The organism is Enterobacter sp. 01-M-03-SI-ECC, from assembly GCF_047530215.1.
GTDB classification, from domain to species: Bacteria; Pseudomonadota; Gammaproteobacteria; order Enterobacterales; family Enterobacteriaceae; genus Enterobacter; species Enterobacter chengduensis.
Window position 1 is genome coordinate 1 of record NZ_JBLKDA010000031.1, and the last position, 16174, is coordinate 16174.

14 protein-coding genes are annotated in these 16174 nt (G+C 56.0%); 6 read left to right on the plus strand and 8 right to left on the minus strand.

Annotated features, from left to right (window positions below; translation table 11 throughout):
• Positions 1-522 precede the first annotated feature (522 nt).
• Positions 523-1230: a FadR/GntR family transcriptional regulator gene (locus ACMWKK_RS21485; protein ID WP_045331236.1), complete on the plus strand. Its 708-nt coding sequence runs from the start codon at positions 523-525 to the stop codon at positions 1228-1230.
• Positions 1227-2660, plus strand: a complete 1434-nt coding sequence (mdtD, locus tag ACMWKK_RS21490; protein ID WP_112780344.1) for a multidrug transporter subunit MdtD — start codon at positions 1227-1229, stop codon at positions 2658-2660. Before ACMWKK_RS21485 ends, mdtD begins: the two co-directional genes overlap by 4 nt.
• On the opposite strand, the gene rbsR is transcribed toward mdtD, so the two are convergent.
• From rbsR to kup, 7 genes are all read right to left on the minus strand, one after another.
• Positions 2626-3618 (minus strand): ribose operon transcriptional repressor RbsR, encoded by a 993-nt coding sequence (gene rbsR / locus ACMWKK_RS21495; RefSeq protein ID WP_072265588.1) that lies wholly within the window; start codon positions 3616-3618, stop codon positions 2626-2628. The two genes, mdtD and rbsR, sit on opposite strands and share 35 nt — an antisense overlap.
• Before the next feature lie 3 nt (positions 3619-3621).
• Complete coding sequence (gene rbsK, locus ACMWKK_RS21500; RefSeq protein WP_112780370.1) at positions 3622-4551, minus strand: ribokinase; 930 nt, start codon at positions 4549-4551, stop codon at positions 3622-3624.
• Between the two features lie 106 nt (positions 4552-4657).
• Positions 4658-5548, minus strand: a complete 891-nt coding sequence (rbsB, locus tag ACMWKK_RS21505; protein WP_008503498.1) for a ribose ABC transporter substrate-binding protein RbsB — start codon at positions 5546-5548, stop codon at positions 4658-4660.
• 27 nt (positions 5549-5575) lie between these two features.
• Entirely contained in the window at positions 5576-6541 is a 966-nt protein-coding gene (gene rbsC, locus ACMWKK_RS21510) for a ribose ABC transporter permease (RefSeq protein WP_006808742.1), read from the minus strand.
• Between the two features lie 4 nt (positions 6542-6545).
• Positions 6546-8051 (minus strand): ribose ABC transporter ATP-binding protein RbsA, encoded by a 1506-nt coding sequence (gene rbsA / locus ACMWKK_RS21515; protein ID WP_045331232.1) that lies wholly within the window; start codon positions 8049-8051, stop codon positions 6546-6548.
• A gap of 7 nt (positions 8052-8058) precedes the next feature.
• A complete protein-coding gene (rbsD, locus tag ACMWKK_RS21520) occupies positions 8059-8478 on the minus strand; it encodes a D-ribose pyranase (protein ID WP_112780346.1) in 420 nt (139 codons plus the stop codon).
• A 197-nt stretch (positions 8479-8675) separates the two neighbouring features.
• Positions 8676-10544, minus strand: coding sequence for a low affinity potassium transporter Kup (gene kup / locus ACMWKK_RS21525; protein WP_032644282.1), 1869 nt, complete (start codon positions 10542-10544; stop codon positions 8676-8678).
• A 222-nt stretch (positions 10545-10766) separates the two neighbouring features.
• Between kup and ravA the strand changes: the two genes are divergently transcribed.
• Positions 10767-12263 carry an ATPase RavA gene (ravA, locus tag ACMWKK_RS21530; RefSeq protein ID WP_112780347.1) on the plus strand — a complete coding sequence of 499 codons (1497 nt, stop codon included), beginning with the start codon at positions 10767-10769 and terminating at the stop codon, positions 12261-12263.
• Positions 12257-13708: an ATPase RavA stimulator ViaA gene (gene viaA / locus ACMWKK_RS21535; RefSeq protein ID WP_112780348.1), complete on the plus strand. Its 1452-nt coding sequence runs from the start codon at positions 12257-12259 to the stop codon at positions 13706-13708. Before ravA ends, viaA begins: the two co-directional genes overlap by 7 nt.
• On the opposite strand, the gene asnA is transcribed toward viaA, so the two are convergent.
• The gene (gene asnA / locus ACMWKK_RS21540; protein WP_045331225.1) at positions 13709-14701 is read right to left on the minus strand and encodes an aspartate--ammonia ligase; all 993 of its coding nucleotides are present in this window, start codon (positions 14699-14701) and stop codon (positions 13709-13711) included.
• Between the two features lie 151 nt (positions 14702-14852).
• Between asnA and asnC the strand changes: the two genes are divergently transcribed.
• A complete protein-coding gene (gene asnC / locus ACMWKK_RS21545) occupies positions 14853-15311 on the plus strand; it encodes a transcriptional regulator AsnC (protein WP_023333916.1) in 459 nt (152 codons plus the stop codon).
• A 90-nt stretch (positions 15312-15401) separates the two neighbouring features.
• Positions 15402-15851 (plus strand): FMN-binding protein MioC, encoded by a 450-nt coding sequence (mioC, locus tag ACMWKK_RS21550; RefSeq protein ID WP_045331222.1) that lies wholly within the window; start codon positions 15402-15404, stop codon positions 15849-15851.
• Positions 15852-16174 lie beyond the last annotated feature (323 nt).

Consider the following 16174-nt stretch of genomic DNA (forward strand, 5'->3'; position numbering starts at 1 on the left):
CTGCCGCCAGCGTTCAATCTGAGCCATGATCAAACTCTTCAATTTAAGTTTGATGCTCGTGAATTAAACTTCGTAATGAATTACGTATGTTCACTCAGAGACTTGGTATTCATTTTTCGTCCGAGGACGTTAAGAATCCATGTCACTTTGAGTGCCCACACAGATTGTCTGATAAATTGTTAAAGAGCTGTGCCGCTTCGCTTTTCGCAGCGGCGCGGGGTGTGCATATTACGCTTTCCCGCTTCAGAGTCAAGCGTTTATTTTCGCTTTTCTCTGTTGGCGTTCATCTCTGAACCCCGCTAATCCGGCGGCCTGTAAGCCGTTGTTCCGTGTCAGTGGAGGCGCATTATAGGGAGTTATTCCGACGTGACAAGAGGAAATTTAAAAAAACTTTTCATCCGCGTTTTTTTTCACCAATAGACGTGAAATCAAGCTACAAATTGTTCTATTTGATGTATCTGCAACCACAATCACATTCGAGGTGGCATAATTATCAGCATGAATCTTTAAGGAATGAACGCGATGCCATTAAGCGCACAACAGCTGGCCGCCCAAAAAAACCTGTCGTATGTGCTGGCAGAAAAGCTGGCTCAGCGGATTTTAGCGGGTAAATATGCCCCGGGTAGCATCCTGCCGGGCGAAATGGAGCTGGGTGAGCACTTTGGGGTGAGCCGGACCGCCGTGCGCGAAGCGGTGAAAACCCTGACGGCAAAAGGTATGGTGCTTCCACGTCCTCGCATTGGCACACGCGTGATGCCACAGAGCAACTGGAATTTTCTCGATCAGGAGCTGCTCTCCTGGTGGATGACGGAAGAGAACTTTCATCAGGTCGTCGATCACTTTCTGGTGATGCGCAGCAGCCTTGAACCTCAGGCGTGTCTGCTTGCCGCCACGCTAGGAACGGCAGAGCAAAAAGCGCAGCTTAACGCGTTGATGGAAGAGATGGTGTTCCTGAAAAAAAACTTCAACCGCGAACGCTGGGTTGAGGTCGATATGGCCTGGCATGAACATATCTATATAATGAGCGCCAATCCGTTCCTCACCTCTTTTGCCTCTTTATTCCATTCGGTGTATCACACCTACTTTACCTCTATTACGCACAACGAAGTGGTAAAACTGGATTTGCATCAGGCGATAGTGGATGCCATTCAGGAAAGCGACGGGCAGCGAGCCCTGAGCGCGTGCCAGGCATTGCTGGCCGCGCCCACCCACCAGCAGGTAAATAAATGAAGAAGAAAAAAGCGCGCAGCATGGCCGGATTGCCGTGGATTGCAGCCATGGCGTTTTTTATGCAGGCACTGGATGCCACCATCCTCAACACCGCCCTTCCCGCTATTGCGCAAAGCCTCAACCGTTCCCCGCTGGCGATGCAGTCCGCCATCATCAGCTACACCCTGACGGTCGCCATGCTGATCCCGGTCAGCGGCTGGCTGGCCGACCGCTTCGGCACCCGCAGAGTTTTCATGCTGGCCGTCACGCTCTTTACGCTCGGTTCGCTGGCCTGTGCGCTCTCCTCGTCCTTAACGGAGCTGGTCATCTTCCGCGTATTACAGGGTATTGGCGGCGCGATGATGATGCCGGTGGCGCGCCTTGCCCTACTGCGAGCTTACCCTCGAAGCGAACTGCTTCCCGTGCTCAACTTCGTCACCATGCCGGGGCTGGTTGGCCCGATACTTGGCCCGGTACTCGGCGGCGTGTTTGTCACCTGGGCAAGCTGGCACTGGATCTTCCTGATTAATATTCCGATTGGCATTGCGGGGCTGCTGTATGCCCGCAAATATATGCCGAACTTCACCACGCCAAGGCGCAGCTTTGACATGGGCGGCTTTTTCCTGTTTGGCCTGAGCCTGGTGTTATTTTCCAGCGGGATGGAGCTGTTTGGCGAGAAGATCGTCGCGACGTGGATTGCACTTTCCGTGATTCTCGGCGGTATTTTGCTATTCCTTCTTTATATACGTCACGCGCGCCGTCACCCGACGCCGTTAATCTCCCTGGGGCTCTTTAACACCCGAACGTTTTCCGTCGGGATTGCGGGCAACATTGCGTCTCGTCTGGGGACGGGTTGCGTACCGTTCCTGATGCCGTTGATGCTGCAGGTCGGTTTTGGCTATCCGGCCCTGATTGCCGGCTGCATGATGGCGCCCACGGCAATGGGCTCGATTCTGGCAAAATCCACCGTGACGCAGGTGCTGCGCTGGTTTGGCTATCGTAAAACGTTAGTTGGCGTGACGGTCTTTATCGGTCTGATGATTGCGCAGTTCTCGCTACAGTCCGCCGCGTTACCCGTCTGGATGCTGATCCTGCCGCTGTTTGTGTTAGGCATGGCGATGTCGACGCAGTTCACGTCGATGAACACCATCACCCTCGCCGATCTGACTGACGAGAACGCCAGCAGCGGCAACAGCGTGCTGGCGGTAACGCAGCAGCTGTCGATCAGCTTAGGGGTTGCCGTGAGTGCAGCGGTGCTGAGGTTTTATGAAGGTTTCGACAGCGCAAATACCGTTGAGCAGTTCCACTATACCTTTATCACCATGGGCGCACTTACCGTGGTATCGGCGCTGGTCTTTATGCTGTTAAAACCGAAAGACGGCCGAAACCTGATTAAAGAGCGTCACAAAGAAAAGGCTAAACCGAACCGCGTTCCATCAGAACAGGAGTAAGCTGCAGGCGCTGCTGTTGCAGCGTGGGCTGCGCCATACGGTGGATCAGCACATCGATGGCCAGCTCGCCCAGTTCATCCTTCGGCTGATGAATGGTGGTCAGCGGCGGCGTCATGTAACGGGCAAGTTCGATATCATCGTAGCCAATCACCGCCATATCGTCCGGCACGCGTAGCCCCGCCTGATACAGCGCCTGATAGGCACCAAACGCCATCGCATCGTTACCAATAAAAACCGCCTGCGGACGCTGCGCCTGCGTCAGGAGTGTCTGCATTGCCTCGAAGCCACCGTTAAATTCAAAGTCGCCGGTGATCCGGTAGCCATCAGGAATGGCGAGCCCGGCTCGCTCCATAGCTGAGAGATACCCTTCCAGACGCAAACGCGCCGGGGTTTTGTCCAGCGGACCGGTAATACAGGCGATGCGGGTATAGCCTTTATCGATCAGATACTGAGTCGCCATATCACCGCCCAGCAGGGAGTTATCCTGAATGAGATCGCTGGTTCCGTCGAACGGCGCCCAGTCCATCATCACGGTGGGAATCGAAGGGTAGCGCTGGATAATCTCTTTCGAGGGCTGGTGCGTTTCGGTGCAGAGCAGCAGTAGCCCGTCGACGCGTTTTTGCATCAGCGTTTCCAGGTTGCGGTTCATGCGCTGCTCGTCCCCTTCGGTATTGCACAGCACCAGGCTGTACCCGCGCTCGAAGCAGCTGCGCTCCACGCCGCGAACCAGTTCTGAATAAAAGGGGTTGGTACTGGCGGTAATCAGCATACCGATGGTGCGCGTCTGGTTGAGCTTAAGGCTGCGCGCCAGCGCTGACGGCGCATAGTTGAGATCTTTTACCGCGGCTTCAACTTTCTCCCGAATCGCCTCGCTGACGAAGCGATCGTTGTTAATAACGTGAGAGACCGTCGAGGTAGAAACGCCCGCCATGCGGGCGACATCTTTCATTGTGGCCAAGCGTTACCCCTGCTGACTTAAGAATTCATCGATCTCTTTTCGCCACGGAACGGAAGGCTGGGCGCCCTTGCGCGTCACCGCAATCGCGGCGGCAGCGTGTGCGAAGCGAATAGCGTCATCCATTCTCTTGCCTTCCAGCAGCGCGGTCACCAGCGCACCATTGAAGGTATCTCCCGCTGCGATGGTGTCAATCGCTTTGACCTTAAAGCCCGGCACGCGGCGGCCTTCGCCATTGACGCTTGCCCACACCCCACGGCTGCCCAGGGTGATAATCACGGTGCCGATGCCCTTATCGTGCAGTGCACGCGCGGCTTTCGCGGCATCATCATCATTTTCAACGCGAATGCCCGTCAGCTTTTCGGCTTCGGTTTCGTTCGGCGTAATGATGTCCACCAGCGCCAGCAGCTCGTCTGATAATACACGCGCAGGGGCCGGGTTAAGTACGACAGTGGTATGATTTTCATGCGCAATGTTGGCGGCGGCCAGCACGCTTTCAACCGGTGACTCCAGCTGCATCAGCAGGGCTTCGGCTTCGGCGATGATTGCACGCTGCGCTTCAACGCGATCCGTCGTCAGCGCGGCGTTAGCGCCAGCATGAATACCGATGACATTCTCACCTTCAGCATTAACGAAAATCAGCGCCACGCCGGTAGATTCCCCTGCCACAACGCTAACCGGTGCGATATCAATGTTGTCGCTTGCCAGCTGTTTACGTACGCGCTCGCCGGTATCGTCATCCCCCGTGCAGGCGATAAACGCAATATTCGCCCCGCTGCGACCGGCAGCGACGGCCTGGTTTGCGCCTTTACCGCCAAAAGCGACCTGATACTGGCTACCGGTGACGGTTTCGCCCGGGGTCGGGAACGATTCAAGGTTAAGAATGTGATCGGCATTGATGCTGCCAAGGACGACGAGGTTGCCTGCGGTTTTCATGGTTGGGTTGTCCATCTGAGAGCGCCACCGGTATTACCCGGTGGCGTATGCCACACTTTTCTTTATTGGTGTCCCTCAGGCAGCCAGCGACTGCCTGATTCGCCTTTTACTGCTTGATGACCAGCTTCAGGTCAACCGGATATTTGGCCTGAACTTTTTCGCCCTTCAGCACTTTGTCGGCAGTTTCAACGCCAGTCGCGCCAATCTGCTCAGGCAGCTGAGCGATGGTCGCAGCCAGTTTGCCATCATTTACCGCTTTTTCACCATCCGGCGTGCCGTCAAATCCGACAACCATCACATCAGATTTACCTGCGGTCTGCAGCGCGCGCAGCGCGCCCAGCGCCATTTCGTCGTTCTGGGCGAATACCGCCTGTACATCAGGATGTGCGGTCAGCAGGTTCTGCATGACGTTCAGGCCTTTAGTACGGTCAAAGTCTGCTGGCTGGCTCGCCAGCACGTTGAATTTGTGCGCAGCCACGGCCTGCTGGAAGCCTTCACCACGCTCACGCGCGGCGGACGTACCGGCAATCCCCTGCAGTTCGATAACTTTCGCGCCTTCACCGGCTTTCTTCGCGATGTAATCACCGGCGATTTTACCGCCCAGCACGTTATCAGAAGCAATGTGGCTCACCACGTCGCCTTTGGTTGCCTGACGGTCCAGGGTGATGACCGGGATCTTCGCCTGGTTTGCCATCTTCACGGCGTTACCTACGGCGTCAGAGTCGGTTGGGTTGATCAGCAGAATTTTGGTGCCGCGAACGGTTAAGTCCTGAACGTTAGCCAGCTCTTTCGCCGGGTTGTTCTGGGAATCCAGCACCACCAGGTTGTAGCCCAGTTTGTCCGCTTCTTTCTGCGCACCGTCCTTCAGGGAGACGAAGAACGGGTTGTTCAGGGTAGAGACAACCAGCGCAATGGTATCTTTCGCCATGGCGTTAGCACTTACGGTTGCGCTCAGCGCGACAGCAGAAACCAGGGTAGCCAGTTTTTTCATGTTCATATCTAAGATGTCCTGTAGTGTCGTCAGTTACTGTTTTTTGTTGTCTACCAGTACCGCCAGCAAAATCACCACTGCCTTAACGATCATCTGGTAATAGGAGGAAACACCTAACAAATTCAAACCATTATTCAGGAAACCGAGAATCAGTGCGCCGATCAATGTCCCAACAATGCGACCTTTACCGCCCGCGAGACTCGTACCGCCCAGAACCACTGCCGCGATAGCATCCAGCTCATATCCCGTACCCGCCGTCGGCTGCGCGGAAGAAAGACGCGCCACTTCGATGATACCTGCCAGTGACGCCAGCAGGCCGCACAGGGAGTAAACGATAATTTTGACTTTATTAACGCTGATACCGGACAGGCGCGTTGCCGCTTCGTTACCGCCCAGCGCATAGATATAACGGCCCAGACGGGTGTGGTGCAGCATGTACCACGCCGCCAGGAAGACGATAGCCATGATCCAGACCGGCGTCGGAACGCCCAGCGGGCGACCGATACCGAACCAGCCAAACAGATCCGCGTTATCGGTGAAGCCGGTGTTGACCGGGCTGCCGTTGGTGTAAACCATGGTCACACCGCGCAGCAGCAGCATCATCACCAGCGTGGCGATAAACGCCTGAACGCGGCCTTTCGCCACAATCACGCCGGTGACGGCGCCAATCGCCGCGCCTGCCGCCAGGGCAGCGGCAACGGCCACCAGCGCGTTGACTTCAATGCCGACAATCGAAGCGGCGATCGCACCGGTGAGCGCCAGCAGGGAACCGACGGACAGATCGATACCCGAGGTCAAAATCACCAGCGTCATGCCGACCGCCATAATGGCGTTCACCGACGTTTGCTGCAGAATGTTGAACAGGTTATTCACGGTGAAGAAATTCGGGCTCATGGTCGACACAATCGCGATCAGCACCAGCAGGGCAATCAGCGATTTTTGCTCCATCAGCCACGCCTTTGTGAAATAGCGGCGACCAGAAACAGCCTGGGTAGTCATCTTCTTACTCCTGATTCACGCGATTAAGCTTGCCCACAGCGGCAGCCATCAGAACTTCCTGGGTGGCCTGCTCGCGAGTGAATTCACCGCCGAGATGCCCTTCATGCATGACGATAATGCGATCGCTCATGCCTAATACTTCTGGCATCTCGGAAGAGACCAGAATGATGCTCAGACCGTCGGCCTTGAACTGGTTAATCAGCTGATAGATCTCTTTCTTCGCCCCCACGTCCACGCCGCGGGTGGGCTCGTCGAGGATCAACACTTTCGGGCGCGTCATCAGCCCGCGGGCAATCGCCACTTTCTGCTGATTCCCACCGGACAACAGGCCAATCGCCTGCTCCATCGACGGGGTTTTAACGTTAAAGAGGCGGATAAAATCGCTGACCGCCTGCTGCTCGTCTTTGTGCTTCAGGCTGCCGCCGCTATGGCTGAAATAGCGCAGCGCGGTCAGGGACATGTTCTCTTTAACCGACATGCCGAGCACCAGGCCGTCGCGCTTGCGGTCTTCGGAAATGTAGACGATGCCGTTTGCAAGACCATCCTGCGGGGAGCGGGTGACCACTTCATGACCGTCGAGGGTGACATAGCCGCTGGTGCGCGGCAGCGCGCCGTACAGCACTTTCATCAGCTCGGTACGTCCCGCGCCCATCAGGCCCGCCACGCCCAGGATCTCGCCCTGGCGCAGGGTAAAGGTCACGTCGTTCACGCCCGGACCGCAGAGGTTATCTACCTTCAGGCGGATCTCGCCAGGCAGCTTATCCAGATGCGGATACTGGTCTTCAAGCTTACGTCCCACCATCATTTCGATGAGCGTATCTTCGGTCAGCGTGGCCACTTCGCGCTCGGCAATAAACTGCCCGTCGCGGAAGACGGTGACGTCATCGCAGATTTCGAAGATCTCTTTCATGCGGTGAGAGATATAGACAATCCCGCGCCCCTGCGATTTCAGCTCGCGGATCACGCGGAACAGGGATTCGGTTTCGGTATCGGTCAGGGCGTCGGTCGGTTCATCCATGATGATGACTTTGGACTCAAAGCTCAGCACCTTCGCGATTTCCACCATCTGCTGGTCGCCAATAGAGAGATCGCCGACCAGGCGGTCGCTCTTAAAGCGCAGGTTTAGCTTCGCCAGCAGCTTGTCCGCTTCGGCATACATGGTTTTCCAGTCGATCTTGCCGAAGCGGTTCACAAACTCGCGGCCAAGGAAGATGTTCTCGGCAATCGTGAGCTGCGGGATCAGGTTCAGCTCCTGGTGGATAATGCCAATACCGGCTTCCTGAGAGGATTTCGGGCCATTGAAGGTGGTCTCTTTACCCAGCCATAGCAGCGAACCCGCATCGCGCTGGTAGATACCGGTCAGCACCTTCATCATGGTGGATTTGCCGGCGCCGTTTTCGCCCACCAGCGCCATCACGCGCCCGGGGTAGACGTTCAGCGCCGCGCCGGAGAGGGCTTTTACGCCCGGGAACGACTTATCGATCCCTTTGAGTTGCAGTAATGCGTCCATGATGGCCTCAGAAGGTGACGCCAGCAAAGAGAATGATATTCGCATACGGGGAGCACTCCCCGCTGCGAATCACCGCCTGACTATCTGCGGTTTGTTGTTTGAACTGTTCGTGCGTCGTGTAACGAATTTCGATGGTGTTTCCCTGGTGTTGTTGCAGTTGCTCAATAAACTTAAGCAACGTTTCGTGGAGTTGCGGATTATGTTGTTTGATTTCCGCCGCGAGAATGGCCGCCTCAACCTGCATCTCCGCGGTCACGACTTCCAGTACCTGCATAAACGAAGGAACGCCCTGCGTTAACGCCATATCGATACGGGTTGTGCTGCGCGGAACCGGTAAGCCTGCATCGCAAACCACCAGCGTATCGGTATGCCCAAGACGGGAAATAACCGATGAGATTTCTGAGTTAAGTACCGTGCCTTTCTTCATTTTCTTGCTCCACTAGCGAAACGTTTCGCTGAAGGTAGTGTAGCGCCAGAAATGTTCAGAAAACCATCATCACGTAACAGAATTGTGATCAACGTCGAAACGTTTCGCTAAGTGAAATATGGAGACAATTATCGTGGGTTGGCAAGGGGTTTGGTAGGCCGGGTAAGCGCAGCGCCACCCGGCATTTTCAGAAGGGATTAGATCTCGACCTGCGTGCCCAGCTCAATCACGCGGTTAGGCGGGATCTCAAACTGGTCAGGCGCGCGCAGGGCGTTACGCTGCAGGATGAGGTACAGCTTGCCGCGCAGGCGCAGATACCACGGGCGCTTGCCGATGATCAGCGACTCGTGCGACATAAAGAACGACGTCTCCATCATGCGGCAGCTCAGCCCTTCCAGGCCGCAGCGGTGGAACACCTCTTCCACGTTTGGCGTTTCACGCCAGCCGTAGCTCGCCACCACGCGCCAGAAGGTCGGGGACAGCTGCTCGATTTGCACGCGACGCACGTTGTGAACGTAAGGCGCATCTTCGGTGCGCAGCGTCAGCAGGATCACGCGCTCGTGCAGGACCTTGTTGTGCTTGAGGTTATGCATCAGCGCAAACGGGATGACGTTCAGCGCGCGAGACATATACACCGCGGTGCCCGGCACGCGGACCGGCGGGGATTTTTCCAGAGAAGCGATCATCGCCTCCAGAGAGTTCCCGTGCTCGTGCATGCGGCGCAGCAGGCGGAAACGCTCGCTTTTCCAGGTGGTCATAACGATGAACATCACCAGACCGAGCGTCAACGGCAGCCAGCCGCCGGAGACAATCTTGTCGAGGTTCGCAGAGAACAGCGGCACGTCGATGCACAGGAAGCCCACCAGAATCATCGCCACAAGGAATTTATTCCAGTGCCAGTTTCGGTACGCCACCGTGGTGGAAAGAATCGATGTCAGCACCATCGTACCGGTTACCGCAATACCGTACGCCGCCGCCAGGTTGCTGGAGTGCTCGAAGCTGACGATCACAATCACCACCGCGAAGTAGAGCAGCCAGTTAACGAACGGGATGTAGATCTGGCCCGACTCCATCTCAGAGGTATGGATGATGCGCATCGGTGAGAGATAACCCAGACGCACGGCCTGGCGCGTCAGAGAAAACACCCCGGAAATCACCGCCTGAGAGGCAATGACGGTCGCCAGCGTCGCCAGGATCAGCATCGGCACCAGCGCCCAGTCGGGCGCCAGCAGGAAGAACGGGTTCTTAATCGCTTCCGGGTTCTTGAGCAGCAGCGCGCCCTGGCCGAAGTAGTTCAGCACCAGCGACGGCAGCACCACAATAAACCATGCCACGCGAATTGGCAGTTTCCCGAAGTGGCCCATGTCAGCATACAGCGCTTCCACACCGGTGATGGAGAGCACGACGGCACCCAGCGCCACGAAGGAGACCACTTTATATTCGAGGAAGAAATGCACGGCCCAGTAAGGGTTTAGCGCATGCAGCACTTCCGGGTTGGCGATAATGCTGCGCAAGCCAAGCGCCGCCAGGATCAGGAACCAGGCCAGCATAATGGGTGCAAACAGTTTGCCCACCAGCCCCGTACCGTGCTTCTGGATCGCAAACAGCAGAGTGAGCACGATTATTGCCAGCGGGACGACCCACGTATCAAGCTGCGGCGCGATAATCTCCAGCCCCTCTATCGCCGAGAGGACCGAAATCGCGGGCGTTATCACCACTTCCCCGTAGAAGAAACTGCCGCCAATCAGGCCGATAATCACCAGCACGGAGGTCATTCTGGCCGAAGTATTGCGTCCGGCAAGGGACATCAGAGTCAGGATCCCACCTTCACCTGCGTTATCAGCACGCATAACGAAGGAGAGATATTTAACGGAAACCACCAGGATCAGTAGCCAGAAAATGAGGGACAGGAAGCCAAACACGGCATCGCGTTCAACACCAAAACCAAACTGGCCGGACAGACATTCACGAAGCGTATAAAGCGGGCTGGTGCCAATATCACCGTAGACAACCCCGATCGCCGCAAGCGTTATTGCGGGTAATGATTGCTTATTATCAGTGCTCATAGACTAGTCTTTTCGTTTAAATAACAAATGTGTTCCTGGTCCCTTGGTCCACAAAAAGCGCACAGTATGCACGATTCATTGCAAAATCGTACCCCTAAATGCAACCGCATTAATGTAGCGCAAAGAAAATTGCGCCGCACTTCAGTCTATTACCAGCCCTGACTGAAACGTCTATACTCGCTTCAATTAGCCGCCACGACGGCGAAAGGATGCAAAACTATTATGGCTCACTCACATTTATTAGCAGAAAGAATTTCCCGCCTCAGCAGCGCGCTGGAGAAAGGCCTTTTCGAGCGTAGCCACGCCATTCGCCTCTGTTTACTGGCGGCGTTGAGCGGTGAAAGCGTGTTTCTGCTTGGGCCGCCGGGCATCGCCAAAAGCCTGATTGCCCGCAGGCTTAAGTTTGCTTTTCAGAACGCCCGCGCGTTTGAATACCTGATGACCCGCTTCTCCACCCCGGAAGAGGTGTTTGGCCCCCTTTCTATTCAGGCGTTAAAAGATGAAGGGCGCTATGAGCGTCTGACGGCGGGATATCTGCCTGAAGCTGAAATTGTCTTTCTGGATGAGATCTGGAAAGCGGGACCGGCCATTCTGAACACCCTGCTGACGGCAATAAACGAACGTCGGTACCGCAACGGGGCCAGCGAAGCAAAAATCCCGATGCGCCTGCTGGTGGCCGCCTCAAACGAACTGCCCGAAGCCGACAGCAGCCTGGAAGCGCTGTACGACCGCATGCTGATCCGCCTGTGGCTGGACAAGGTCCAGGACAAATCCAACTTCCGCTCGATGCTGGTCAGCCAGCAGGATGAAAATGAAAATCCGGTCTCCGCATCCCTTCAGGTTTCGGATGAGGAGTATGAGCAGTGGCAGCAGGACATTGGCAAAATCAAGCTGCCCGATGCCGTATTCGAGCTCATCTTCATGCTGCGCCAGCAGCTCGACCTGCTGCCTTCGGCGCCGTACGTCTCGGACCGTCGCTGGAAAAAAGCGATTCGCCTGCTGCAGGCCAGCGCCCTGTTCAGCGGTCGTGATGCCGTAGCCCCTATCGATCTGATCCTCCTCAAAGATTGCCTGTGGCATGACGCAGAAGGCATGAACCTGATGCAGCAGCAGCTTGACGTTTTGATGACCGGACACGCGTGGGGCCAGCAGTCAATGCTGAACCAGCTGGGTGCAATTACCCAGCGCCGGATCCAGCTTCAGCAGCAGCAAAGTGATAAAACGGCGCTGAAAGTGAATCGCCTTGGGGGCATGTTCGCCCGCAAACCGCACTACGAGCTTCCTGCGGATCTGACCGGAACGACGCTAACGCTGCTGCTTCAGCAGCCGCTCAAGCTGCACGATATGCAGGTGGTACACATTACGGTTGAGCGCGAGGCGCTGTCCCAGTGGCTCGACAAAGGCGGCGAGATCCGCGGCAAGCTCAACGGGATCGGCTTTGCGCAGCCGCTGACGATGGAAGTGGACAGCAGCCAACATCTGGTGATCCGCGACGTCAGCCTGCAGGGCTCGCGTCTTGCGCTTCCCGGCACCGCCTCTGACAGCGTGCCGGAAGAGATCAAACAGCAGCTGGACGCGCTCGATACCGAATGGCACCAGCAGCACACCCGCTTTAGCGAGCAGCAAAGGTGCCTCTTTATTCATAGCGACTGGTTAGGTCGCATCGAAGCCAGCCTGCAGGACGTCAGCGCGCAGATCAAACAGGCGCGTCAATGCTAACGCTGGATACGCTCAACGTCATGCTGGCCGTCAGCGAGGAGGAGCTGATCGAAGAAGTGGTCATTACGCTGCTGGCGTCGCCGCAGCTGGCAGCCTTCTTTGAAAAATTCCCGAAGCTCAAAAAGGCGATGACCGACGATCTCCCGCGCTGGCGCGATAATCTGCGGCAGCGATTTAAAGAGACTGAAGTTCCGCCGGAGCTGACGGAGGAAGTCTCGGCCTATCAGCAGTGCCAGCGGCTCTCCACGACGCAGTTTATCGTCCAGCTCCCGCAAACCCTGACGCTGCTCGACAAGGTCCACTCTCCGTTTGCCGGCCAGGCCCGGGCGCTGGTCACGGATAACGCCACCTTTACTCCCGCCCTGCATACCCTCTTTTTACAGCGCTGGCGCCTCAGCCTGGTGGTTCAGGCCACGACGCTAAACCAGCAGCTGCTGGACGAAGAGCGCGAACAGCTGCTCAGTGAAGTACAGGAACGTATGACCCTGAGCGGCCAGCTCGAACAGGTGCTGGTGGAGAATGAAAACGCCGCCGGTCGTCTCTGGGACATGAGCGCCGGTCAGCTCCGACGCGGGGATTACCAGCTGATCGTCAAATATGGCGATTTTCTGGCGCAGCAGCCCGAGCTGATGAAGCTTGCAGAGCAGCTGGGGCGCTCAAGGGAGGCAAAGTCGGTCCCAAAGAAAGATGCCCCGATGGAAACCTTCCGCACCCTGGTGCGCGAACCGGCTACCGTACCGGAGCAGGTCGACGGCCTCCAGCAGAGCGACGACATTCTGCGACTGCTGCCCACCGAGTTAAGCACGCTGGGCATGACCGAGCTGGAGTATGAGTTTTACCGTCGGCTGGTGGAGAAACAGCTTCTCACCTACCGCCTGCACGGCGAAGCCTGGCGCGAGAAGCTGAGCCAGCGGCCGGTCATCCATCAGGATTTTGATGAACAGCCGCGCGGGCCGTTCATTGTTTGCGTGGATACGTCCGGATCGATGGGCGGGTTTAACGAGCAGTGCGCAAAGGCGTTCTGTCTGGCGCTGATGCGCGTGGCGCTCGCCGACCGCCGTCGCTGCTTCATCATGCTGTTCTCCAGCGAGGTGGTGGGCTATGAGCTTACGAACCAGCAGGGTATCGAGCAGGCAATCCGCTTCCTGAGCCAGCGTTTTCGCGGCGGCACGGATCTGGCCAGCTGCTTTCGCAGCATCGTGGAGCGTATGCAGGGCGGCGACTGGTACGACGCCGACGCGGTGGTGATTTCTGATTTTATCGCACAGCGGCTGCCGGATGACGTGGTCAATAAGGTGAAGGAATTACAGCGGGTGCATCAGCACCGTTTCCATGCGGTGGCGATGTCCGCCCATGGAAAACCCGGCATCATGCGCATCTTCGATCATATCTGGCGCTTTGATACCGGGCTGCGTAGCCGCCTGCTCAGACGCTGGCAGCGTTAATTACAGAAGAGAGCCGACGCTTTCGCGTACCTGCTGCGGCCAGACGCCACACTGAACCTGACCGATATGGGGTAATTGCAGGAGCAGCATGGTCAGGCGGGACTGGCCGATACCGCCACCAATCGTCTGCGGCATTTCCCCGCGCAGCAGCGCCTGGTGCCACTCCAGTTTGAGGCGATCTTCATCGCCGGTGGTCGCCAGCTGGCGCTTCAGCGCGTCAGCATCCACGCGGATACCCATTGAAGAGAGCTCGAATGCGTCTTCCAGCACCGGGTTCCAGACCAGAATATCCCCGTTCAGCCCGGCAAAGTCGCCTTCACCCGCGGTGCTCCAGTCATCATAATCCGGCGCACGAACGTCGTGACGTTTGCCATCAGACAGCTTCCCGCCGATACCGATCAGGAATACGGCTCCTAATTCCTTGGCGATCGCACGCTCACGCCCTTTGGCATCAAGATCCGGGAAGCGGGTCAGTAATTCCTGGCTGTGAACAAAGTGGATCGTTTCCGGCAGGAACGGTGCCAGGCCAAACTCTTTGCTTACGGCGGCTTCGGTTGCTTTGATCCCGGCGTAGATCGCCTCAACGGTGGATTTCAGCGTGCCGACGTGGCGCTCGCCATCCCCCATCACGCGTTCCCAGTCCCACTGGTCGACGTAAACGGAATGAATAGGCGAGAGGCGGTCTTCATCGGGGCGAAGGGCTTTCATGTGCGTGTAAAGCCCTTCACCCGCGCTGAAGTCGTGTTGTCCCAGGGTTTGACGCTTCCACTTCGCCAGGGAATGAACCACTTCGAACTGGGCGTCTGGCAGTGTTTTCACTTTTACCTGTACCGCTTTTTCGCATCCAGACAGGTTATCCTGCGTCCCATCACCCACACGGCTGAGAATAGGTGCCTGAACTTCAATCAGCCCAAGCTTCTCTTCCAGCTGGCGGGAAAAATGGGATTTAACGAAACTGATCTGGCGTTGTTTTGCGATGTAAGCGGTTTTCATTATTTATACTCCTGCGTCCTGTTGCTATTGATTAAGCAACAGAAATGGCACCTTATTCAATAACCATTCAACAAAAAGCCATCTTCACTTTTGATTCGCTAAAATCAGGCGCTAGAATAGAGAGATTCATTAATCTTCATAAGAAAAAGCTATGGAAAATTATCAGATCGACAATCTCGACCGCGGCATTCTGGAGGCATTGATGGCCAATGCCCGTACTGCCTATGCCGAACTGGCAAAACAGTTTGGCGTCAGCCCGGGAACCATTCACGTTCGCGTAGAGAAGATGAAGCAGGCGGGGATCATTACCGGCGCGCGCATAGACGTCAGTCCTAAACATCTGGGTTATGACGTCTGCTGCTTCATCGGCATCATCCTGAAAAGCGCCAAAGACTACCCTTCCGCCCTGGCGAAGCTGAACGCGCTGGATGAAGTCACCGAGGCGTATTACACCACCGGGCACTACAGCATCTTTATTAAAGTCATGTGCCGATCCATCGACGCGCTCCAGCAGGTACTTATCAACAAGATCCAAACAATCGATGAAATTCAGTCCACCGAGACGCTGATCTCCCTGCAAAACCCGATCATGCGTACCATCCGCCCGTGATCGGGCAAATTCATTCCCACATTTTCCACAGGTAGATCCCAGCTCGTTCACAGCGTACAATGGCCGTCTCTTTATCTGGGCGAGCGATCAATGGCGGACATTACCCTTATCAGCGGCAGCACTCTTGGTGGTGCGGAATACGTTGCGGAACACCTGGCTGAAAAGCTGGATGAGGCAGGCTTTTCTACGGAAACCCTGCACGGCCCGTTGCTTGAAGATCTCCCGACTGACGGGGTCTGGCTGCTGATCACCTCCACGCACGGCGCAGGCGATCTGCCCGATAACCTGCAACCTTTCTATGACGAACTGCTGGAACAGCAGCCTGACCTGTCAAACGTCCGTTTTGGCGCGGTGGGGATCGGCAGTCGTGAATATGACACCTTTTGCGGGGCAATCGAGAAAGTTGAAGCCGCTGTCACCTCTTGCGGAGCAAAACAGCTGGGTGAAACGCTCAAGATCAACATCCTCGATCATGATATTCCGGAGGATCCAGCCGAGATCTGGCTCGCGGAATGGAAAAATTTACTCAAAAACGATTAAAGATCGTGCGATCAGATGTGGATAACTCTGGTTAAAAGCTCGTATTAACCCGTAGTTATCCAAATAACAACCGTAGCTTCGTTTTTGACCTGTGTATAAAGTCGCGATCTGATCCCAGCTTATACGGTCCAGGATCACCGATCATTCACAGCAAACGATCCTTTCTAACCCCATGATCTTCATTATGAGATCGGACTTATCCACACAGGTTCGCGATCCTAATAAGAGATCACAATAGAACAGATCTCTAAATAAAAAGATCTTCTTTTTAATAGCCCAGGATCCCAATGCTTTCTCGAAAGACTAAAGTTGAGTAGAATCCA